20 protein-coding genes are annotated in these 20,870 nt (G+C 63.2%); 9 read left to right on the top strand and 11 right to left on the bottom strand.

Annotation, left to right across the window (positions count from 1 at the left end; all coding sequences use genetic code 11):
- The first annotated feature begins 82 nt into the window (after positions 1-82).
- The gene (locus tag SB765_RS25325) at positions 83-1,144 is read left to right on the top strand and encodes an AraC family transcriptional regulator (protein WP_049275127.1); all 1,062 of its coding nucleotides are present in this window, start codon (positions 83-85) and stop codon (positions 1,142-1,144) included.
- Here the strand turns inward: SB765_RS25325 and SB765_RS25330 are convergent.
- Complete coding sequence (locus SB765_RS25330; protein ID WP_016498467.1) at positions 1,101-2,555, bottom strand: TrkH family potassium uptake protein; 1,455 nt, start codon at positions 2,553-2,555, stop codon at positions 1,101-1,103. The genes SB765_RS25325 and SB765_RS25330 overlap by 44 nt on opposite strands.
- 102 nt (positions 2,556-2,657) lie before the next feature.
- On the opposite strand from SB765_RS25330, the gene SB765_RS25335 reads away from it, so the two are divergent.
- Positions 2,658-3,212, top strand: coding sequence for an NAD(P)H nitroreductase (locus SB765_RS25335; RefSeq protein ID WP_341796472.1), 555 nt, complete (start codon positions 2,658-2,660; stop codon positions 3,210-3,212).
- Positions 3,213-3,345: 133 nt separating this feature from the next.
- Here SB765_RS25335 and SB765_RS25340 read toward each other — a convergent pair whose 3' ends face one another.
- The 5 genes from SB765_RS25340 to SB765_RS25360 form a co-directional block, all read right to left on the bottom strand.
- Positions 3,346-4,686 carry an ATP-binding protein gene (locus SB765_RS25340; RefSeq protein WP_410932115.1) on the bottom strand — a complete coding sequence of 447 codons (1,341 nt, stop codon included), beginning with the start codon at positions 4,684-4,686 and terminating at the stop codon, positions 3,346-3,348.
- Between the two features lie 60 nt (positions 4,687-4,746).
- Positions 4,747-5,163: a Spy/CpxP family protein refolding chaperone gene (locus SB765_RS25345; protein ID WP_016498470.1), complete on the bottom strand. Its 417-nt coding sequence runs from the start codon at positions 5,161-5,163 to the stop codon at positions 4,747-4,749.
- Positions 5,164-5,264: 101 nt separating this feature from the next.
- Positions 5,265-5,942: a response regulator transcription factor gene (locus SB765_RS25350; RefSeq protein WP_016498471.1), complete on the bottom strand. Its 678-nt coding sequence runs from the start codon at positions 5,940-5,942 to the stop codon at positions 5,265-5,267.
- A 142-nt stretch (positions 5,943-6,084) separates the two neighbouring features.
- A complete protein-coding gene (locus tag SB765_RS25355) occupies positions 6,085-6,384 on the bottom strand; it encodes a YciI family protein (protein ID WP_012273585.1) in 300 nt (99 codons plus the stop codon).
- Position 6,385: 1 nt separating this feature from the next.
- Entirely contained in the window at positions 6,386-6,979 is a 594-nt protein-coding gene (locus SB765_RS25360) for a septation protein A (protein ID WP_341796470.1), read from the bottom strand.
- Between the two features lie 67 nt (positions 6,980-7,046).
- Here SB765_RS25360 and SB765_RS25365 point away from each other — a divergent pair, with 67 nt between their 5' ends.
- The 6 genes from SB765_RS25365 (at position 7,047) to SB765_RS25390 (ending at position 13,556) form a co-directional block, all read left to right on the top strand.
- A complete protein-coding gene (locus SB765_RS25365; protein ID WP_016498473.1) occupies positions 7,047-7,907 on the top strand; it encodes a PHP domain-containing protein in 861 nt (286 codons plus the stop codon).
- A gap of 13 nt (positions 7,908-7,920) precedes the next feature.
- Positions 7,921-8,550 carry an L-threonylcarbamoyladenylate synthase gene (locus SB765_RS25370; protein ID WP_041167971.1) on the top strand — a complete coding sequence of 210 codons (630 nt, stop codon included), beginning with the start codon at positions 7,921-7,923 and terminating at the stop codon, positions 8,548-8,550.
- Positions 8,551-8,675: 125 nt separating this feature from the next.
- Positions 8,676-9,401 carry a segregation and condensation protein A gene (locus SB765_RS25375; RefSeq protein WP_162801848.1) on the top strand — a complete coding sequence of 242 codons (726 nt, stop codon included), beginning with the start codon at positions 8,676-8,678 and terminating at the stop codon, positions 9,399-9,401.
- Entirely contained in the window at positions 9,388-10,155 is a 768-nt protein-coding gene (gene scpB / locus SB765_RS25380; RefSeq protein WP_341796469.1) for an SMC-Scp complex subunit ScpB, read from the top strand. The genes SB765_RS25375 and scpB overlap by 14 nt, the downstream gene beginning before the upstream one ends.
- A gap of 192 nt (positions 10,156-10,347) precedes the next feature.
- Positions 10,348-11,415, top strand: a complete 1,068-nt coding sequence (gene rluB, locus SB765_RS25385) for a 23S rRNA pseudouridine(2605) synthase RluB (protein ID WP_132846931.1) — start codon at positions 10,348-10,350, stop codon at positions 11,413-11,415.
- 722 nt (positions 11,416-12,137) lie between these two features.
- Positions 12,138-13,556: an amino acid permease gene (locus SB765_RS25390; RefSeq protein WP_341796468.1), complete on the top strand. Its 1,419-nt coding sequence runs from the start codon at positions 12,138-12,140 to the stop codon at positions 13,554-13,556.
- A gap of 166 nt (positions 13,557-13,722) precedes the next feature.
- On the opposite strand, the gene SB765_RS25395 is transcribed toward SB765_RS25390, so the two are convergent.
- Positions 13,723-14,607: a LysR substrate-binding domain-containing protein gene (locus tag SB765_RS25395; protein ID WP_061203405.1), complete on the bottom strand. Its 885-nt coding sequence runs from the start codon at positions 14,605-14,607 to the stop codon at positions 13,723-13,725.
- A gap of 152 nt (positions 14,608-14,759) precedes the next feature.
- Between SB765_RS25395 and SB765_RS25400 the strand changes: the two genes are divergently transcribed.
- Positions 14,760-17,780: an FAD-binding and (Fe-S)-binding domain-containing protein gene (locus tag SB765_RS25400; protein ID WP_410932116.1), complete on the top strand. Its 3,021-nt coding sequence runs from the start codon at positions 14,760-14,762 to the stop codon at positions 17,778-17,780.
- 124 nt (positions 17,781-17,904) lie between these two features.
- On the opposite strand, the gene SB765_RS25405 is transcribed toward SB765_RS25400, so the two are convergent.
- The 4 genes from SB765_RS25405 to phhA form a co-directional block, all read right to left on the bottom strand.
- Positions 17,905-19,092: an MFS transporter gene (locus SB765_RS25405; protein WP_410912510.1), complete on the bottom strand. Its 1,188-nt coding sequence runs from the start codon at positions 19,090-19,092 to the stop codon at positions 17,905-17,907.
- A 90-nt stretch (positions 19,093-19,182) separates the two neighbouring features.
- On the bottom strand, positions 19,183-19,311 hold the full coding sequence (locus tag SB765_RS25410) for a hypothetical protein (protein ID WP_016488505.1): 129 nt from the start codon (positions 19,309-19,311) through the stop codon (positions 19,183-19,185).
- Between the two features lie 190 nt (positions 19,312-19,501).
- Positions 19,502-19,858 carry a 4a-hydroxytetrahydrobiopterin dehydratase gene (locus tag SB765_RS25415; RefSeq protein ID WP_019472967.1) on the bottom strand — a complete coding sequence of 119 codons (357 nt, stop codon included), beginning with the start codon at positions 19,856-19,858 and terminating at the stop codon, positions 19,502-19,504.
- Between the two features lie 40 nt (positions 19,859-19,898).
- Positions 19,899-20,687, bottom strand: coding sequence for a phenylalanine 4-monooxygenase (phhA, locus tag SB765_RS25420; protein ID WP_410932117.1), 789 nt, complete (start codon positions 20,685-20,687; stop codon positions 19,899-19,901).
- Positions 20,688-20,870: the final 183 nt, after the last annotated feature.

Genomic DNA, 20,870 nt, shown 5'->3' on the forward strand with positions numbered 1-20,870 from the left:
ACGGGGCCTACCAGTGACAATAGGCGCCAATTGAGTATCCTTGGGGTTCACCGCAGGAGCGGTCGGTAAAAAGAAGCCTGTCATGAGCGAAAGAACCACGTCAGCCAGTTGGGCATCAGGGATTGTGAAGGCACTCGAACTGGAAGGACTGGACTGCCCGTCCATGTTCAAGCAGCTGGGGCTGGACTTCGCTGCCCTTGACGACCCCGATGCACGTTTCCCCCAGGACTCCATGACCCGGCTCTGGCAGTTGGCGGTGGAGTTATCGGGCAATGAAGCCATCGGCCTGAACATGGCGCGGGTAGTACGCCCTGCATCGTTCCATGTGGTGGGCTATGCATTGATGTCCAGCCGCACTTTGGCCGAGGGTTTCCAGCGCCTGGTGCGTTACCAGCGCATCATCGCCGAAAGCTCCGACCTCAGTTTCGTGCTTGGCGCCGAAGGCTACTCGCTGATCCTGACGGTGCATGGTGACCACTTGCCGCCGACCCGGCACAGTGCCGAAGCATCGCTGGCCTGTGCGCTGGCGTTGTGCAAGTGGCTCAGCGGTCGGCCGGTGCAGCCGCGCCGGGTATTGGTGCAGGGGCCGCAGCCAAAGAATGTCGAGCCCTACAAGGTGGCGTTCCATTCACCCCTGGTGTTCGGTGCGCCGCACGATGCGCTGGTATTCGAGCGGGCCGACATGGAGGCGCCGCTGCCGACTGCCAACGAGGCCATGGCGGTGTTGCACGACCGTTTTGCCGGGGAGTACCTGGCACGCTTTTCCGAAAGCCGGGTTACCCACCGCGTGCGCCAGGTGTTGTGCCGCATCCTGCCGCAGGGCGAGCCCAAGCGCGAAACCCTGGCTCAGGCCCTGCACCTGTCGCAGCGCACCTTGCAGCGGCGGCTGCAGGAGGAGGGCACCAGTTTCCAGACGTTGCTCGATGACACCCGTCGCGAGCTGGCCGAACAATACCTGGCCCAGCCGGGCATGACACTGCTGGAAACCGCCTACCTGCTGGGTTTTGCCGACCCCAGCAACTTCTACCGGGCGTTCCGCCGCTGGTTCGATGTCACCCCCAGCGAGTATCGCGCCCGCCTGGGCGCGGATCCCGAAGTGGTCAGTGACGCCAGAACGCCGGCATACACAGCACCAGCACCGTAATGATTTCCAGGCGGCCAAGCAGCATGCCGGCCGCCAGGATCCACTTGGCTGCGTCAGGCAGCGTGGCATAGTTGCCCGACGGGCCGATCACTTCACCCAGGCCCGGGCCCACACCCGACACCGTGCCGGCTGCGCCGGTCAACGCGGTCATCCAGTCCACGCCCAGTAACGACAGCAGCAGGGCCATGACGCAGATGGTGATGGCGAAGAAGAACGAGAACGTCAGAATCGAACGCACGATGTCTTCGTCGAGCCGGTGGCCATTGTATTTCTGCTTGATCACCGCGCGTGGGTGGATCAGTTGGTTGAGGCTGGCCTTGAGCAGGATGTAGGCCACCTGGAAGCGGAAAATCTTGATACCGCCTGCCGTCGAGCCGGAGCAGCCGCCGACGAAGCCCAGGTAGAAGAACAGCATCAGCGAGAAGTTGCCCCACAGGCTGTAGTCGCCCAGGGCGAAGCCTGTGGTGGTGACCACCGAGGTCACGTTCAACGCCACGTGGCGCAGGGCGTCGAGCCAGTGCAGGTTGGTGCTGTACCAGTACCAGGTGCCCAGCACCAGCCAGGTAACGAGCAGCATGCCCAGCAAACCCTGCACCTGCTGGTCACGGATCAGTGCCTTGCGGTTGCCGCGCAGGGTGGCTACATAAAGGGTGAACGGCAGGCTGCCCATGATCATGACCACCACCGCGACCCAGTGCACGGCCGGGATATCCCATTTTGCCAGCGACTGGTCGGAGGTGGAGAAGCCACCGGTGGAGATGGCCGACATGGCGTGGTTGATCGCATCGAACGGGCTCATGCCCGCCCACCAGAAGGCCAGCGAGCCGAGGATCGAGAAGCCGACGTACACCCCGACGATCGACTTGGCGACCATGTGCGAGCGCGGCATGACCTTTTCCGAGCGGTCGGACGATTCGGTCTGGAACAGGCGCATGCCACCGATGCGCAGCAATGGCAGGATCGCTACCGCCATGGCGATGAAGCCGATGCCGCCCAGCCAGTGCAGCATCGAGCGCCACATGAGGATACCCGGGGACATGGTATCGAGCCCGCTGAGCACGGTAGCGCCGGTAGCGGTAATGCCCGACATGCTCTCGAAGAAGGCATCGGTGTAGCTGATGTGCTGGGTCAGCAGGAACGGCAAGGCGGCAAACACGCACACCACCAGCCAGCTGCTGACCGTCAGCAGGTACATGTCACGCGGGCGCAGGTGCACATGCTCGGGGCGGCCCGGTACCACCAGGGCCAGGCCGGCGATGAAGGTGATCAGGCTCGACCAGAGGAAGGACGGCATGTCACCGGTGCGCTCGAAGATCACCAGGGTCGCCATGGGCACGGCCATGCCGACGGCGAGGGTAATCAGGAAGATGCCGATGATGAAACCAATGATCCTTAAGGTCGGCAACGCCATGTGATCTGCTCTGACTCGAAACGGAAGGGCGCCATTCTACCTATGGGTCTGGTGATGTAAACGCTAGAATGGCCGCACATTCAACTGCCAGGAGGGTAGCCGATGGAGGCTCTCGACGCATTGCTCAACCGTGTTTCCGTGCCACGCCTGACCGAACCGGCACCCAATGCCGCCCAGCGCGAGGCGCTGTTCCAGGCTGCCTTGCGCGCCCCGGATCATGGCCAGCTGCGGCCATGGCGTTTCCTCACCATCGAAGGCCAGGGCCGTGAAAAGCTGGGCGAGCTGTTCGCTGAAGCCGTGCAGAACAAGGGCGATGCCAGCCAGGCAGCGCTGGACAAGGCCCGCGCCATGCCGTTGCGGGCACCGTTGCTGATCGTGGTAATTGCCAAGCTGCAGGACCACTTCAAGGTGCCCAAGTCCGAGCAGCGCCTGGCCGCGGGCTGTGCAGCGCACGGCATTCTGATTGCCGCGCATGCGCAAGGCGTCGGGGCGGTGTGGCGCACCGGGGACATGGCCTTCGATGCCCATGTGCACAAGGGCTTGGGGCTGGCCGAGAACGAAGAGTTGATCGGCTACCTGTATGTCGGCACGCCGCTGACCGAGCCGCGCACTGCGCCGGTGCTGGACACTGCCGAGTTCGTCAGCGCCTGGGGCTGATTATTGCATCAGGGCCACTGGCCTCTTCGCGGGGCAAGCCCGCTCCCACAGGTACTGTGCGATGCCTGATACCTGCACCGTACCTGTAGGAGCGGGCTTGCCCCGCGAAGAGGTCAGTAGCCTTTAAATCCCATCAACTGCCAGTAGCTTCAGCCAAGGGCAAGTCCAGCCTGGCCACAAAGCCCCCCTGTGGATGGTTGTCCAGCACCAGACTCCCGCCATGGCGCTCTGCCGCCTTGCGCGCAATCGCCAGCCCCAGGCCATGCCCCGGCGCGTCCTGCCCCGGTGCGCGGAAGAACGGTTCGCCCAGCTGCGCCAGGTGTTCGGCTGCCGCCCCGGGCCCATGGTCACGCACGCTGATCACGATACGGTCCTGCTCACGCACGGCGTTCACTTCCACCGGCTGACCCGGCGGGTTGAAGCGCAGGGCGTTGCGCAGCAGGTTGTCCACGGCACGTTCGATCAGCGTTGGCCAGCCGTGCAGGGTCAACCCCGGCTGCGCCTCCAGGCGCACGTCCTGGTCTGGTGAGCTGAGCAGGGCGTCCTTGCGTACGCTGCCGAGCAGGGCATTGAGGTCGACCGGCTCGGCATGCGCCTGCTCGGCATCGACCCGGGCCAAGGCAAGGATTTCGCTGATCAGGTCTTCCAGGCGGTCGCACTCGCGGGTCAGGCGCGGCCACAAGGTCTCGCGCTGCTCGGGCCCGGCGCGCTCGGCCAAGGCCAGGGCAATGCGCAGCCTGGCCAGCGGCGAGCGCAGCTCATGGGATACATCGCGCAGTAACTGGCGCTGGCTGCCAATGGTGCTTTGCAGGCGCGCGCCCATCTTGTTGAAGTCCTTGGCCAGCACGCCAAACTCGTCACGCCGTGCCGCCAGTTGCGCCAGGCTGTTCTGCTGGTAAGTGGTCTGGCCCAGGTCATGCACCGCGCTGCGCAGGCGGCTTAGCGGGCGGGTGATGGACAGTGTGACCAGCAGGCTGAACAGGGTCAGTACCACCAGCGCAATCCCCAGGGCACTGAGCGGCCACATCAGGCTTTCGCGGTGCCAGGCATCCAGCGCCGGATGGGGAATGCGGTAGATCAGCAGGTAGGTATCGCCGGTCTCGGGGCTGGTGTATTCCTCGGTCAGCCGGCGCCATGGCAGGCGCCGCTCGTCATTGTGCTGGCGTGCCTCGAAGGCTGCCGCACGGCGTGGGAAGGTGCCGGGCACCACGGCCTCGCCACTGTCGTCGAGCACCTGCACGTCGATCTTGTAGCGATCCTTGCGCCGTTCCAGAAAGTGCTGTGCCGCATCCAGGCCTTCCTGCTCGTAATGCTTGGCCCACTTGCTGGCCAGGGTATTCAGGCCCGGGTGGCGGCTAAGGATCCAGGCGTCCTGGTTGAGCATGTGGCCCAGCAGGATCGACAGGCCTGCGACCAGGGTAATGGCCAGCCAGAAACTGGCCAGAATGCGCCAGAACAGTGAACGCAAGTGCACCTCCTGTAAACGGTAAAAGCCCGGCCCGCAGGGAGACGGGCCGGGCATCGGGCGTACAGCTTACTGAGCCTTGGTGCCTTTTTCAGCTTTCCAGGCCTGGAACTCCTGCCACTCGGCTTTCTTTGCGGCGCGTTCCTTTTGCAGTTCGTCGAACTTCTTCTGCTGCTCAGGTTTGAGCAGATTGCGCACTGCTGTGTCGGTCTTGTCGCGGCTGGCTTGCAGCTCGTCCTTCATGGCTTTCTGGTCGGCGGCTGGCAGCTTGGCCAAGTAGCGCTCGTTGATTTCACGACGCTGCTGCATCTGCTCGCCCATCAGCTTGCCGATCTGCTGGCGCTGGTCGCGGCTCAGGTCCAGTTGATGGAAAGGCGCATCACCGCGATGATGCGGGCCGTCGTGACGCGGGCCGCCTTCAGGCATGGCCATCGCCACGGTCGGCAGGGCGGCGGCGAACATCAGGGCGATAAGGGTCTTGCGCATGGTGTCTCTCCTTTCATAGGCCGGTGGTTACCGGATGAGCACAGTCTAGGGAGATCACCGTCAAGCGCAGTCAGCGGATGGTAAAGGCTCGGTAAAGATGGTCAGAGGCAGTAGTAATAGCCACGGCTACGCAGCGCCACGATGCGTGGACGGCCATCGGCATGTGGGCCGATCTTCTTGCGCAGGTTGCTGACATGCATGTCCAGGCTGCGGTCGTACAGAGTCAGTTTACGGCCCAGGCCGATCTGCGCCAGCTCCTGCTTGTCCAGCGGTTCGCCGGGTTGGCGCAGCAGGGCTTCAAGAATGCGGCTTTCCGACAGGGTCAGGGTCATTTCACGGCCGTCGATGCTGGCCACGCCACGTGCCGGGCTGTACACCAGGTCGCCCAGTTCCACCTGGCTGGTGGTGGCGGTGGGGTGGCTGCGGCGCAGTACTGCCCGCAGACGGGCTGTGAGCTCGCGCGGATCGCAAGGTTTGGCCAAGTAGTCGTCGGCGCCCAGTTCCAGGCCGAGAATGCGGTCCAGCGGCTCGCCGCGTGCAGAGAGCATCAGTACTGGCAGCTCGGTATGCTCGCTGCGCAATTGCTTGAGCAGCTCCAGGCCGCTGCCATCGGGCAGCATCACGTCCAGTACCACGGCCGCCGGCGCGTACTCGGCCAGGGCCTGGCGTGCGCTCTGGCCATCGTGGCAGGCACGTACCGTGAACCCTTCCTGGGTCAACCAGCTGCCGAGCAGCTCGCACAGCTCCTGGTCATCATCAATCAGTAACAGCTCGCTCATGACTCACTCAATTCAACCATTGACGGCGGCTATTCGGCCCGCCAGTGGCAAAGATACCGCAGACTGATGGCAATCGTATAACTGCGGGTACCGCGTCAGCTCTTCGCGGGCAAGCCCGCGAAGAAGGCGACTCAGTCTCAGGTCAAGGAAGTACTTGCTTGAACGGCTTGACGACGACTTTGTCGTACACGCCTGCAGCAATGTAAGGATCGGCATCGGCCCAGGCCTGCGCCGCAGCCAGCGATTCGAATTCGGCAACGATCAGGCTACCGCTGAAACCGGCTTCGCCCGGGTCGTTGCTGTCGATGGCCGGGTGTGGGCCGGCCAGCACCACGCGGCCTTCGGCCTTGAGCTGCTGTAGACGTTCGATGTGCGCCGGGCGGGCAGCCAGGCGCTTTTCCAGGGAGTTTGCGACGTCGCTGGCGATGATGGCGTAGAGCATGTCAATCCTTGGGTTTGGTAATGGAAGGGTCGTCGTGCAGGTGGCGCGACAGGTACACGCCTTGCGCCACCAGGAAGATCACGGTCATGCCCAGGCTGCCGAACACCTTGAAGTCGACCCAGAAGTCCTGGAAGGTGAAGGCGACGAACAGGTTGGCCGCGCCGCAGAACAGGAAGAAGGCGATCCAGGCAACGTTCAGGCGGGACCAGACGGCATCGGGCAGGGTCAGGGCATGGCCCATGATGCGCTTGATCAGCACCCGGTCACCGATGAAGTGGCTGCCGGCAAAGCCCAGGGCGAACAGCCAGTTCACCACCGGCGCTTTCCACTTGAGGAAGGTTTCACTGTGGAAGGTCAGGGTCAGGCCGCCAAACACCAGGCAGGCCACCAGGGTCAGCCACTGGCCCTTTTCCAGCCTGCGCTGGCGCAGGAATAGCGCGCCGTACACCACCAGCGAGCTGATGATCAGCATGGCCGTGGCACTGTAGATGCCGCCGAATTCGAAGTTGTGGCCGGCGACTTCCATGGGGCGCGGGTCCAGCTTGTAGACGATGAAGAACAGCAGCAGCGGGATGAAATCGATGAATTGTTTCACAATGGCAGCCAGAATCGGGATGTGACGGCATAATAACAAACATCGATTCCAGCGAAAGCGCTCCTCCATGAATGTTGATCTGCACTGTCACAGTACGGCCTCCGACGGCGCCCTGTCGCCCTCGGTACTGGTTGCCCGGGCCCATGAGCACGGGGTGCAAACGCTGGCACTGACTGACCATGACACTCTCGAAGGCCTGGCCGAAGCACGCCAGGCCTGCACTGAACGGGGCATGCATTGGGTCAGCGGGGTGGAATTGTCGTGCACCTGGGGTGGCGCGACCATCCATGTGCTGGGTTATGACTTCCCGCTGGACGCGCCGCCCTTGCTGGCAGCGATTGAATCACTGCACCGGGGGCGTTGGTTGCGCGCCGAAGAAATCGACAAACGGCTGGCGGCCAAAGGCATGCCCGGCACGCTGGAGGGCGCCCGCGCCGTGCAGCACGAACTGGGCGACAGCGGCAACGCCCCGGCGCGCCCGCATTTTGCCGAGTACCTGGTGCGGGCCGGGCACGTCAAGGACCGTGGTGAGGCGTTTCGCAAATGGCTGGGTGCCGGCAAGCTGGGCGACGTCAAGCAGCACTGGCCGACCCTCGATGAAACTGTCGCCACCCTGCGCCAGTCCAAAGCATGGGTGAGCCTGGCCCACCCGATGCATTACGACCTGACCCGCAGCAAGCGCAGAAGGCTGATTGCCGACTATATTCAGGCAGGCGGGCAGGCACTTGAGGTGGTCAACGGGATGATGCCGGCCGAGCAGGTGGGCACGATGTCCATCCTTACGCGTGAGTTCGGCCTGCTGGCAAGCGCTGGCAGTGACTTCCACGGCCCCGGCACCTGGGGAGAGATCGGTGCCTACCGGCCTTTGCCCGAGGACCTGCCACCTCTGTGGCGTCGATTCAGCCATGAACAGCCTTTGGCGCTATGAACAGGATGACTACGTGAGCCAATTTTTCCAGATTCATCCGGAGAACCCCCAGGCGCGCCTGATAAAACAGGCCGTCGAGATCATCCGCAAGGGTGGCGTGGTGGTGTACCCGACCGACTCGGCCTACGCGCTGGGCTGCCAGATGGGTGACAAGGCGGCGATTGAGCGGGTGCGTCGCCTGCGCGGGCTGGACAAGACGCACAACTTCACCCTGATGTGCTGTGACATGTCTCAGCTGGGGTTGTACGCCAAGGTCGACACCGGCACCTTCCGTCTGCTCAAGGCGCATGTGCCGGGGCCGTATACCTTCATCCTCAACGGCACCCGTGAAGTGCCGCGGCTGCTGTTGCATGACAAGCGTCGCACCATTGGCCTGCGCGTACCAGCCCACGCCATCACGCTGGCCTTGCTGGCCGAGTTGGGCGAGCCGCTGATGAGTGTGAGCCTGATCCTGCCGGGCGACAGCGAGCCAATGACCGACCCTCACGAAATCCGTGAGCGGCTGGAGCACCACGTCGACCTGGTGATCGACGGCGGTTTCGGCGACCTCAAGGCGTCGACCATCATCGACTTGTCCGGCGATGAGCCGGAACTGATCCGCGAGGGCTGCGGCGACCCCACGCCGTTTCTGGTCAGCGCGTGAGCCAGGTGGAAACGCCCGAGGCACCGGCTGAGCAGGCCGAGTCGCCTCGGCAGCTGCAACTGGCCTTGGTCTACGGCGAAGCCCTGACCGAAATGCCGCTGGACCTGTACATCCCGCCGGATGCTCTGGAAGTCATCCTCGAAGCCTTCGAAGGGCCGCTGGACCTGCTGCTGTACCTGATCCGCAAGCAGAACATCGACATCCTCGACATCCCGGTGGCGGAAATCACCCGCCAGTACATGGGCTATGTGGAGCTGATGAAGAGCGTGCGCCTGGAGCTGGCCGCCGAGTACCTGGTGATGGCCGCCATGCTGGCCGAGATCAAGTCGCGCATGCTGCTGCCACGTTCAGCCGATGTCGAGGAGGAGGAGGGCGACCCGCGCGCCGAGCTGATCCGCCGCCTGCAGGAGTATGAGCGTTTCAAGGCCGCGGCCGAAGGCATCGACGAACTGCCACGGGTGGGCCGCGATGTCGTGGTGCCGCGCCTGGAAGCACCGCAGGCCAAGGTGCGCAAGCTGTTGCCGCAGGTCAGCCTGGAAGAGCTGCTGGTGTCCATGGCCGAGGTAATGCGCCGCAACGACCTGTTCGAAAGCCACCAGATCAGCCGTGAGACCTTGTCTACCCGCGAGCGCATGAGCCAGGTGCTGGAGCGCCTCAAGGGCGGTGCTTTCGTGCCGTTCGGCGCGCTGTTTGCCGCCGAAGAGGGCAAGCTGGGTGTGGTGGTGACCTTCATGGCGGTGCTCGAACTGGTGAAGGAATCGCTGATCGAACTGGTGCAGAATGAACCCTTCGCCGCCATCCACGTGCGGCTTCGCCCAGCGCTTGTTGAAGAACCTGATGAACCTGAATGACCCCCGCGACCTGGCGTCACTGATCGAAGCTTTTTTGCTGGCTTCGGGCAAGCCGCAATCCCTGGAGCGCCTGTACGAGCTGCTCGAAGAGGGCGAGCGCCCCGAGCCCCACGTGTTCAGGCAGGCCCTTGAGGTGCTTGGCAAGTCGTGCAGCGGCCGTGCCTTCGAACTCAAGGAAGTGGCCAGCGGCTACCGCCTGCAAATCCGCGAAGACTTTGCGCCCTGGGTCGGGCGCCTGTGGGAAGAGCGCCCGCAGCGTTATTCGCGCGCTCTGCTCGAAACCCTGGCCCTGATCGCCTACCGCCAGCCCATCACCCGTGGCGAGATTGAAGACGTACGGGGTGTTGCGGTGAACAGTAACATCATCAGGACCCTGGTCGAGCGCGAGTGGATTCGCGTGGTCGGCTACCGCGAAGTGCCCGGGCGGCCGGCGATGTTTGCCACCACCAAAGGGTTTCTCGACCATTTCAACCTCAAGAGCCTGGATGAGCTGCCGGCCCTGGCCGAGTTGCGCGAAATGGAGCCGGAGCCGCTGCTCGACCCGGATGACGCGCCCGTGCCGGCGCACCTGCAGGCGTTGGCGGATGCCAGCCTTGGGGACGAAGAGGTTGCTGAGCCAAAGGACGAAACCAGCTTCCGTAGCTTGCTGGTGGAACTGGATGCCATGGAGGAGGGGCTGAAGATTGATTTTGATGATTTGCGCGAAGACGAGCCCGAGGCTTCCGTGGAAGAAGAAGGGAAGTTACAGCCCTGATTCTTCTTTTGGCAGTGCCGGCGATAGGGCCAGTGAGATCAACACAAGACCACTAGGCTGAAACCGCTCCCAATACTTGCAAAACCCTCTAACCTCCAGTGCGTTCTATTGCCGAACCGCGTATGATGCGCGGCCTTTTGGCGCGTTCGTCGCCAAGAACCTGTTTTCATTCCTACACCGGGAGGTGCCCAGATGAGTGAGCAAGACCTGCAAGATACCGAAATCACCCCGCCATCCGGCGAAAAGCTGCAGAAAGTGCTGGCGCGCATTGGCGTGGGTTCGCGCCGTGACGTCGAGGCCTGGATCAGCCAGGGCCGCATCAAGGTCAACGGCGTCGCAGCCACCCTTGGCCAGCGGGTCGACCTGCACGACGCCATTGCCGTAGACGGCAAGCTGATCAAGCGCGAAGAGGCCGCCGAGGCCACTCGCCGGGTGATCATGTACAACAAGCCCGATGGCGAAATTTGCACCCGTGACGACCCGGAAGGCCGTCCGACCGTGTTCGACCGCCTGCCACGGCCAAAAGAAGGCCGCTGGATCAACATCGGCCGCCTCGACATCAACACCACCGGCTTGCTGCTGTTCACCACCGACGGTGAACTGGCCAACCGCCTGATGCACCCGTCCTACGAGATGGACCGTGAGTATGCGGTACGTGTGCGTGGTGAAGTCGACGACGAGATGATCGAGCGCCTGAAAGCCGGCGTAATGCTGGAAGACGGCCCGGCCAAGTTCACCGACATCCAGAAGGCACCAGGTGGCGAAGGCTTCAACCACTGGTACCACTGCGTGGTGATGGAAGGCCGTAACCGTGAAGTACGTCGCCTGTGGGAATCCCAGGGCATGGTGGTCAGCCGCCTGAAGCGCGTGCGTTTCGGCCCGGTGTTCCTCAACTCCGACCTGCCGATGGGCCGCTGGCGTGAAATGAGCCAGGGCGAAATCGACATCCTGGCCGCCGAAGTGGGCCTGCAGCCAGTTGCGCTGCCTGCCATGAAGCTCAAGGCCAAGGACAAGATGGAGCGCCTGCAGCGCAAGTCGACCCGCCCGCTGGGCCGTGGCGAGCGCGTGCGCAACCTGCGCCCGGCTCACGAAGGTGCCGCTACTGGTGAGCGCCCGGCGCGTCAGCCGCGTGAAGAGGCTCCGCGTAAACCTAACCGTGGCAGCACGGTGGCCGAGCGCCCAAGCGATATGCGCAAGCGCCCGGGCAAGCCTGAGGGTGACAAGCCGGCAGGCCGTGGTCGCGGCAAGCCGCGTGGCTGATGAGCCAGTGTGGTAATCAAGAAACCAGCCTTCGGGCTGGTTTTTTTATGCCTGTGGGAATTGGCGGCTGCTTTGCAGCCCATACGACCGGTCTTTGAGGTCTTGCGCGGCCATTGTAGGAGCGGCCTTGTGCCGCGAAAGGGCCGCAAAGCGGCCCCAAGATATTGAACAAAAAAGATTTTTCGGACGACTGGCAAGTTCCCGAACCGCCCTGTAAAGAAATTTATACGAATGTAGCCGGTTTCAGTCCGCATTTCAGATCAAGCCCAATCGTGTAAACAAACCTTGCCGGCGTCCAGGTGACAAAGCCGCTGTCCCGGGCCCTCCCACCCTTGCCCAAACCCCCGTCCCCACGGTGTTATAGCCGCCATTGCCGTGTGCAAGAGCCCGTCCACAGAGCCGGGCTGACAAAACAACAAATGGAGGCGCCATGTACGCCGATCACTCCGCCTTTCAAGGCCCACACCACAGGATCGCTGCGTTTTTTCCGGATGGAAGGACGCAACGCGTTGACGCCTGCGCGTTTGCAGGGGTATACAGTGCGCCGCGTTTTACCTGTGACCCTCTTGCGTACCGCGCACTCTTGATCACGCCTGGTTGATCCGCCTCGGCGGCACCTGAGATCAAGAAACCCAAGGTAATCACCTTGCCCATTCCGCTGCGCCACGAGCGCGGTGGGTCCGATTCCGTCACAGATAAAAACAATGCAGGTGACTTCGTTCATGAGTGGACAAAACATGCATTCAGGCGAGCTCAAGCGGGGCCTGAAGAACCGCCACATCCAGTTGATCGCCCTTGGTGGTGCGATTGGTACCGGCTTGTTCCTCGGCTCTGCAGGCGTGATGAAATCCGCCGGCCCGTCAATGATCCTTGGCTACGCCATTTGCGGCTTCATCGCCTTCATGATCATGCGCCAGCTTGGCGAAATGATTGTCGAAGAGCCGGTGGCCGGCTCGTTCAGCCACTTTGCCCACACTTACTGGGGTGGTTTCGCCGGCTTCCTGTCGGGCTGGAACTGCTGGGTGCTGTACATCCTGGTGGGCATGTCGGAGCTTTCGGCGGTGGGCAAGTATGTTCACTACTGGTGGCCGGAGATCCCTACCTGGGTCACGGCGGCGGCGTTCTTCGTGCTGATCAACGCCATTAACCTGATGAACGTGAAGTTCTTCGGTGAAGCCGAATTCTGGTTTGCCATCATCAAGGTCGTGGCCATCGTCAGCATGATCGGCCTGGGTGCCTACCTGCTCACCAGCGGCAGCGGTGGCCCGGACGCCACCATCGCCAACCTGTGGTCCCATGGCGGCTTCTTCCCGAACGGTGTCAGCGGGCTGGTCATGGCCCTGGCGTTCATCATGTTCTCCTTCGGTGGCCTGGAAATGCTCGGCTTCACCGCTGCCGAGGCCGACAAGCCGAAGACCGTGATCCCGAAGGCGATCAACCAGGTCATCTACCGCATCCTGATCTTCTATGTCGGTGCCTTGGTGGTGCTGCTGTCGCTGACCCCGTGGGACAACCTGGTCGCCAGCATCGATGCCTCGGGTGGCAGCTACGGCAGCAGCCCGTTCGTGCAGGTGTTCTCGCTGCTGGGCAGTGACGTGGCCGCCCACCTGCTGAACTTCGTGGTATTGACCGCCGCGCTGTCGGTGTACAACAGCGGCACCTACTGCAACGCCCGCATGCTGCTGGGCATGGCCGAGCAGGGCGATGCCCCGGCATCGCTGGCCAAGGTCGACAAGCGTGGCGTGCCAGTGCGTGCGATCCTGGTGTCGGCTGCCGTTACCCTTGTCGCCGTGCTGCTCAACTACCTGATGCCGCAGAACGCCCTGGAGCTGCTGATGTCGCTGGTAGTGGCTACCCTGGTGATCAACTGGGCGATGATCAGCTACTCGCACCTGAAGTTCCGTCAGCACCTCGACCGTACTGGCCAGAAGCCGCTGTTCAAGGCGCTGTGGTATCCCTATGGCAACTACGTGGTAATGGCCTTCGTGGTGCTGATTCTGGGCATCATGCTGATGATCCCGGGCATCCAGGTTTCGGTGTATGCGATTCCGGTGTGGCTGTTTGCGATGTTCGTTGTCTACATGGTCAAGCCGCGCCGCAGGATGAATGCCGGTGGAGTTGCGGGTACCGCAGCCAAGTAACTCGGCAACGTAGTCTGCAGAAACCCCAAGTCAGGCGACTGACTTGGGGTTTTTTGTTGTCTGCCCCGGCCTCTTCGCAGCGCAAGGCTGCTCCTACAGGCGGACGCCGTTCCGTGTGTAGGAGCAGCCTTGCGCTGCGAAGAGGCCGGCACAGGCAACGTATCCTTCAGATCTGTTCCAGCAACCAGCTCCTGAACGCCCGTAACGATGGCAAGGCCTCATTCCGGGGCGGATAGATCAGGTAGTAACTGCGCTGGCTGGCAAACGCTACCCCAGGGCTGTACAGCTCTGCCTTGGCCAGCTCCTCCTCCACCAGAATGCGCGGCACCAGGCCGATGCCAATCCCGGCGCGCACTGCTTGGATCAAATGCGAGGTCAGCTCGAAGCTCGGCCCCAGGCGCATCGATCGGTGCGGCAGGCCATGGTGCGAAAACCACTCGCCCCACGCATGCGGGTTGTTGGCCACATTCAGCAGCACCTCTTCACTGATCCTTGCCGGGCTCCAGCCCTGGCTATCTGCGCCGGCCTCCGGCGGCAGGATCACCACCAGTTCCTCGGCATGCAGGCGATGGCAGATCAGCCCCGGCAGGTCATGGCTGGCCACACCGATGGCGGCATCGATTTCGCTGGTGTCGAAGTTGATGGCTTCGATGCGCGAATGAATGTGCACCAGCATGCCCGGGTGGGCGCTGTAGAACGCATGCAGCCTCGGCAGCAGCCATTTCGAGCCGAAGGTGGGCAGGGTGGCCAGGCGCAAGGTGCCCACCCCTGACTGGTAGGCCAGTGCCTGCAGGGTGGCGCTGCGGATGCGCCCCAATGCCTCGCTGAGCTCGCGCTGGTACAGGCGGCCGACATCGGTCAGCTGCACCTGGCGGCCTTCGCGGCGAAACAGGGTCAGGCCCAGTTGCTGTTCCAGCGCCTGCACCTGGCGGCTGACCGCGCTCTGGGTCAGGGACAGTTCGGCAGCGGCGCGGGTGTAGCTTTCATGCCGGGCGGCGGCCTCGAATGCCAGCAGCAGCGACATGGACGGTGTCAGGTGGCGGTAATTCATTCATAAAAGTCATTGATAGCGGCAGGATTATCCGTTTGCCCCTGAGGCGAAACTACAGGAACATTGGCCTATACGTCACCCCGGCATGGCAACACCTATGCCGGAGCGACAGGAATCCCGTGAATTAGCCAATATCAAGAGGCCATCCTTCGATGATCGCCCAGCTGCCGACCGTTGCACCGAGCGCCAACTACCCCGAATTCCTCGAAGCCCTGCGCAGCAGCGGCTTCCGTGGCCAGATCAGTGCCGACTACGGCACCCGTACCGTGCTGGCCACCGATAACTCGATCTACCAGCGCTTGCCCCAGGCGGCGGTGTTCCCGCTGGACGCCGACGACGTGGCGCGGGTTGCCACGCTGATGGGTGACCCGCGCTTCCAGGAGGTCAAGCTGACCCCGCGCGGCGGTGGCACCGGCACCAACGGCCAGTCGCTGACTGACGGCATCGTCGTCGACCTGTCGCGGCACATGAACAAGATCCTCGAAATCAACGTCGAGGAGCGCTGGGTGCGGGTGCAGGCCGGTACGGTCAAGGACCAGCTCAATGCCGCGCTCAAGCCGCACGGCCTGTTCTTCGCCCCCGAACTGTCCACCTCCAACCGCGCCACGGTCGGCGGCATGATCAACACCGACGCCAGCGGCCAAGGCAGCTGCACCTATGGCAAGACCCGCGACCACGTACTGGAGCTGCACAGCGTGCTGCTCGGTGGCGAGCGCCTGCACAGCCTGCCGATCGACGATGCCGCACTGGAGCAGGCCTGCGCCGCGCCCGGCCGGGTCGGCGAGGTGTACCGCATGGCCCGCGAGATTCAGGAAACACAGGCTGAACTGATCGAAACCACCTTCCCCAAACTCAACCGTTGCCTGACCGGCTACGACCTGGCGCACCTGCGCGACGAGCAGGGCCGCTTCAACCTCAACAGCGTGCTGTGTGGCGCCGAAGGCTCGCTGGGTTACGTGGTCGAAGCCAAGCTCAACGTGCTGCCGATCCCCAAGTACGCGGTGCTGGTCAACGTGCGCTATACCAGCTTCATGGATGCCCTGCGCGACGCCAACGCGCTGATGGCACACAAGCCGCTGTCGATCGAGACCGTCGACTCCAGGGTGTTGATGCTGGCGATGAAAGACATCGTCTGGCACAGCGTTGCCGAATACTTCCCGGCCGACCCCGAGCGCCCCACCCTGGGCATCAACCTGGTGGAGTTCTGTGGCGACGAGCCGGCCGAGGTCAACGCCCGGGTGCAGGCTTTTGTCGAACACTTGCAGGCGGACACCAGCGTCGAGCGCCTGGGGCATACCCTGGCAGAAGGCGCCGAGGCGGTCACTCGCGTCTACGTCATGCGCAAGCGCTCGGTGGGCTTGCTGGGTAACGTCGAGGGCGAGGTGCGCCCGCAGCCGTTTGTCGAAGACACCGCGGTACCGCCGGAGCAGTTGGCCGACTACATCGCCGACTTCCGCGCGCTGCTCGATGGCTACGGCCTGACCTACGGCATGTTTGGCCACGTCGATGCCGGCGTGCTGCACGTACGCCCGGCACTGGACATGAAAGACCCGGCCCAGGCTGCGCTGGTGAAGCCGATTTCCGATGCGGTGGCGGCACTGACCAAAAGCTACGGCGGTTTGCTGTGGGGCGAGCACGGCAAAGGCCTGCGCTCCGAATACGTGCCGGAGTACTTCGGCGAGCTGTACCCGGCGCTGCAGCGCCTGAAGGGTGCCTTTGACCCGCACAACCAGCTCAACCCGGGCAAGATCTGCACCCCGCCAGGCAGCGCCGAAGGCCTGACCCCGGTCGATGGCGTGACCCTGCGCGGCGACCTCGACCGTACCATCGACGAGCGCGTGTGGCAGGACTTCCCCAGTGCCGTGCACTGTAACGGCAACGGCGCCTGCTACAACTACGACCCCAACGACGCCATGTGCCCGTCGTGGAAGGCCACCCGCGAACGCCAGCATTCGCCAAAGGGCCGTGCTTCGCTGATGCGCGAATGGCTGCGCCTGCAGGGCGAGGCAAACATCGACGTGCTGGCCGCGGCGCGCAACAAGGTGTCGTGGCTCAAGGGCCTGCCAGCGCGCCTGCGCAACAACCGCGCACGCAGCCAGGGGCAGGAAGATTTCTCCCATGAAGTGTATGACGCCATGGCCGGATGCCTGGCGTGCAAGTCGTGCGCCGGGCAGTGCCCGATCAAGGTCAACGTGCCGGACTTCCGTTCACGCTTCCTTGAGTTGTACCACGGCCGCTACCAGCGCCCGCTGCGTGACTACCTGATTGGCTCGCTGGAATTCAGCATTCCGTACCTGGCCCACGCGCCAGGGCTTTACAACGCGGTGATGGGCTCGAAGTGGGTGACCAGGCTGCTGGCCGACAAGATCGGCATGGTCGACAGCCCGCTGATCAGCCGTTTCAACTTCCAGGCCACCCTGACCCGCTGCCGCGTTGGCGTGGCCAGTGTGCCGGCCCTGCGTGAACTGACCCCGGCCCAGCGCGAACGCAGCATCGTGCTGGTGCAGGACGCCTTTACCCGCTACTTCGAAACGCCGCTGCTGTCAGCCTTTATCGACCTGGCCCACCGCCTGGGTCATCGGGTGTTCCTGGCGCCGTACAGCGCCAACGGCAAGCCGCTGCATGTGCAGGGCTTCCTCGGTGCATTCGCCAAGGCGGCGATCCGCAACGCCATCCAGCTCAAGGCCCTGGCCGACTGCGGCGTGCCGCTGGTGGGCCTGGACCCGGCGATGACCCTGGTGTATCGCCAGGAATACCAGAAAGTGCCGGGGCTGGAAGGTTGCCCGAAGGTGCTGTTGCCGCAGGAGTGGCTGATGGATGTGCTGCCCGAGCAGGCGCCGACCGCGCCGGGCAACTTCCGCCTGATGGCGCATTGCACCGAGAAGACCAACGTGCCAGCCAGCACCCGGCAGTGGGAGCAGGTGTTTGAGCGTTTGGGCCTGAAGCTGGTGACCGAGGCGACGGGGTGCTGCGGCATGTCCGGTACCTACGGGCACGAGGCGCGTAACCAGGAGACATCGCGGACCATCTTCGAGCAGAGCTGGGCGACCAAGCTGGACAAGGAAGGGGAGCCGTTGGCGACGGGCTACTCGTGCCGTAGCCAGGTCAAGCGCATGACCGAGCGCAAGATGCGCCACCCGCTGGAAGTGGTGTTGCAGTACGCTCAGCGTTAATCTTCAGGGCCTCGGGGGCTGCTTTGCAGCCCATTCGCGGCACAAGGCCGCTCCTACAAGTGATAGCGTGCCCCCTGTAGGAGCGGCCTTGTGCCGCGAATGGGGCGCAAAGCGCCCCCGCTTGTTAGTGGCTGCGGCTACTCCGCGCCTGTCGGTACAGATACAGGCTCAACACCAGCCCGCAAGCCGCGGCAGCCGCCGCAAACAGAAACATCGAAGCAAACCCGAACCCCGCCGCCACCGCGCCCACCAGTGGCCCGGTCACCCCCAGCGACAAATCGATGAACAGCGAATACGCCCCCACCGCCGCGCCGCGGTTGGCCGCCGACACCTGGTTCACCGCCTCCACGCCCAATGCCGGGAACACCAGCGAGAAACCAAACCCGCTCAGTGCTGCACCCGCCAATGCCAGTTCGGCACTGGGAGCCAGCCACAGCATCAGCAGCCCGAGTGTTTCCACCGACAGGCAGGCAATCGCCACCCTGAACCCGCCAATCCGGTTGATCAGGTTGCCGAACAGCAGCCGCGCGCTGATGAAGCTGGCGCCGAACAGGCTCAGGGTCAACGCCGCATCAGCCCAGCCACGGCTGGCGTAGTACAGGGTGATGAAGGTGGCGATGGTGCCAAAGCCGATCGAGCCCAGGGCCAGTCCCGAGCCGTGCGGGAACACCTTGCCCAGTACCCGCAGGAACGGCAGGCGTACACCGCTTACAATAGGCGCGGCCTGCTTGGGCCAGGCCAGCAGCAGGCCGAGGGTGCACAGCAGGATGATGCTGACGCCCATGCTCCACAGCCCCAGGCCCTTGACCATCAGCACACCCAGTGGCGCGCCGATGGCCAGTGCGCCATAGCTGGCGATGCCGTTCCAGGAGATGACCTTGGCGGTGTTTTCGGCGCCCACCCTGCCGATGCCCCAGCCAATCGCGCCCGAGCCCACCAGGCTTTCGGCGCTGCCCAGCACCAGGCGGCCTACCAGCAGGCAGGTCAGGCTCAGCCATGGCAGGTGGGTGAGGAAGGCGCAGGCCAGCATGAATACCCCGCTAAGCCCGCAGCCGACCAAGCCATACATGACGGCTTTCTTGCTGCCATGGTTGTCGATGATGCGGCTGGCGGTGGGGCGGCTGAGCAGGGTGGCCAGGTACTGCACGCTGATCACCAGGCCAGCGACCACGGCGCTGAAACCCAGGTCGTTATGCACATAGCCGGGCAGCACGGCCAGTGGGATGCCGATGTTCAGGTAGCCGATGAAGGTGAAGAGGACGATGGAGACGACTTGCAGGGTGACCGCAAGGGGGCGCGGTGAGTCGGGCATGGGGACCTACGTGTGTTCAGGACGGTGTGAAAACGTGATGACGGGGGTAGCCCGCAGGTCAGCCGTTTTCACACAGTCGGGGATGCGCAGTTATTCCTGGTCAGCGCTGGATTGATCGTCACCATCCTGCTCGACGGCTGCTGCCGGTTCAGCGTGAACGGTCACGGATGGCTCTTCTGGGTTCAGGCTTGGGAAGGGAAGATTCGGGATTTCGTGCATCTCGTCGTTCCTCGCAAGTGTGAGTGAAAAGTCTGCGCCAGGCGCGGTTGAAGCTTCGCAAAGCTGGGGCAGGATACACAAGTCTGGATGACAGTTTGGATTTTTTACCGGTCGCTTGTCGGTTTTGCGGGCGAACAGCGCACATTTTTCCCATAAAAAATGGGGCCGCCTGGGCCCCATTTTTTAGTGGTCACTTACGGCCTTCAGCCGTTTCAGCCACCTTGTCAGTGCGCGCGCACATGATGAAGTCGTTGCGGTGCAGGCCTTTGATCGAGTGGCTCCACCAAGTGACGGTAACCTTGCCCCACTCGGTCAGCAACCCTGGGTGGTGGCCTTCGGCTTCGGCGATTTCGCCCACGGCGTTGGTGAACGCCAAGGCGTGCTTGAAGTTCTTGAACAGGAACACGCGCTCAAGCTCCATGTGGCCGTCACGTACTTCGATGTTCCAGTCCGGGATTTCGCGAATCAGCTCGGCCAGCTCTTCGTCGGAGACTTTCGGTGCGTCGGCGCGGCAGGCTTCGCAATGGGCTTGGTTCAAGGCATTCATGGGGTGTCTTTCCAGTTCGAGTTGTTATCGGCAGGGTCGTTCAGGCGGCGACCTTGGGTGGAAACTTCGGCGCGTGCAGGCCCAGCTGCATGGCTTTATGGACCATGCCCATGATGTCTTCGTGGGCCAGGTCGAACAGGCGCTTCATGTTCGGCAGCACGAAATACAGCGGCTGCAGGATGTCGATGCGATACGGCGTGCGCATGGCCTCGATCGGGTCGAAAGCCTGGTGCTCGGGCTCGCCAGACAGACTGTAGACGGTCTCCTTGGGCGACGAGAGAATGCCGCCACCATAGATTTTGCGGCCTTGCGCGGTTTCCATCAGGCCAAACTCGATGGTCATCCAGTACAGGCGCGCCAGGTACACGCGTTGTTCCTTGGTCGCAGCCAGGCCGAGCTTGCCATAGGTGTGGGTGAACTCGGCGAACCACGGATTGGTCAGCAGCGGGCAGTGGCCGAAGATCTCGTGGAAGATATCGGGCTCTTGCAGGTAGTCCAGCTCTTCCGGGGTGCGGATGAAGGTGGCGACCGGGAAGCGCTTGCTGGCCAGCAATTCGAAGAAAGTCTGGAAGGGGATCAGTGCCGGTACCCGGGCCACTTGCCAACCGGTGGTGGCGCCCAGCACCTTGTTGACCTCGCCCAGCTGCGGAATACGGTCATGGGGCAGCTTGAGCTGGTCGATGCCGTCCAGGTATTCCTGGCACGCGCGGCCTTCGATCACTTTCAGCTGGCGAGTGATCAGGGTGTTCCATACCGCATGCTCTTGCTGCGGGTAATCGATAAAACCATGCGCATCGGGCTCGCGTGCCACGTATTGCGTCTGTTTCATGAGGCTCTCCTGGTGAGGGCTTTTCTTGTTATGTGCAGGACATGCCTAAGTAATATCCCCACCCGGGTCGGTTTGCACGATGGATGGCAGGGCTTGTAGTTGCTCGCCACCCCTACTTTCGTAACGATAATTTTACAAAATCGAGCAGGTGTCGGAAAATCCGAGGCATCTGGCTGATGGTTG

The organism is Pseudomonas sp. SIMBA_067 (assembly GCF_046534675.1).
GTDB lineage: Bacteria > Pseudomonadota > Gammaproteobacteria > Pseudomonadales > Pseudomonadaceae > Aquipseudomonas > Aquipseudomonas putida.

What these genes read in the sequence shown, in the direction of transcription:
- SB765_RS25325 (WP_049275127.1), top strand. Translation starts at nt 83, where the DNA reads ATGAGCGAAAGAACCACGTCAGCCAGTTGGGCATCAGGGATTGTGAAG.
- SB765_RS25330 (WP_016498467.1), bottom strand. Translation starts at nt 2,555, where the DNA reads ATGGCGTTGCCGACCTTAAGGATCATTGGTTTCATCATCGGCATCTTC.
- SB765_RS25335 (WP_341796472.1), top strand. Translation starts at nt 2,658, where the DNA reads ATGGAGGCTCTCGACGCATTGCTCAACCGTGTTTCCGTGCCACGCCTG.
- SB765_RS25345 (WP_016498470.1), bottom strand. Translation starts at nt 5,163, where the DNA reads ATGCGCAAGACCCTTATCGCCCTGATGTTCGCCGCCGCCCTGCCGACC.
- SB765_RS25350 (WP_016498471.1), bottom strand. Translation starts at nt 5,942, where the DNA reads ATGAGCGAGCTGTTACTGATTGATGATGACCAGGAGCTGTGCGAGCTG.
- SB765_RS25355 (WP_012273585.1), bottom strand. Translation starts at nt 6,384, where the DNA reads ATGCTCTACGCCATCATCGCCAGCGACGTCGCAAACTCCCTGGAAAAG.
- SB765_RS25365 (WP_016498473.1), top strand. Translation starts at nt 7,047, where the DNA reads ATGAATGTTGATCTGCACTGTCACAGTACGGCCTCCGACGGCGCCCTG.
- scpB (WP_341796469.1), top strand. Translation starts at nt 9,388, where the DNA reads ATGAACCTGAATGACCCCCGCGACCTGGCGTCACTGATCGAAGCTTTT.
- rluB (WP_132846931.1), top strand. Translation starts at nt 10,348, where the DNA reads ATGAGTGAGCAAGACCTGCAAGATACCGAAATCACCCCGCCATCCGGC.
- SB765_RS25390 (WP_341796468.1), top strand. Translation starts at nt 12,138, where the DNA reads ATGAGTGGACAAAACATGCATTCAGGCGAGCTCAAGCGGGGCCTGAAG.
- SB765_RS25395 (WP_061203405.1), bottom strand. Translation starts at nt 14,607, where the DNA reads ATGAATTACCGCCACCTGACACCGTCCATGTCGCTGCTGCTGGCATTC.
- SB765_RS25400 (WP_410932116.1), top strand. Translation starts at nt 14,760, where the DNA reads ATGATCGCCCAGCTGCCGACCGTTGCACCGAGCGCCAACTACCCCGAA.
- SB765_RS25405 (WP_410912510.1), bottom strand. Translation starts at nt 19,092, where the DNA reads ATGCCCGACTCACCGCGCCCCCTTGCGGTCACCCTGCAAGTCGTCTCC.
- SB765_RS25410 (WP_016488505.1), bottom strand. Translation starts at nt 19,311, where the DNA reads ATGCACGAAATCCCGAATCTTCCCTTCCCAAGCCTGAACCCAGAAGAG.
- SB765_RS25415 (WP_019472967.1), bottom strand. Translation starts at nt 19,858, where the DNA reads ATGAATGCCTTGAACCAAGCCCATTGCGAAGCCTGCCGCGCCGACGCA.
- phhA (WP_410932117.1), bottom strand. Translation starts at nt 20,687, where the DNA reads ATGAAACAGACGCAATACGTGGCACGCGAGCCCGATGCGCATGGTTTT.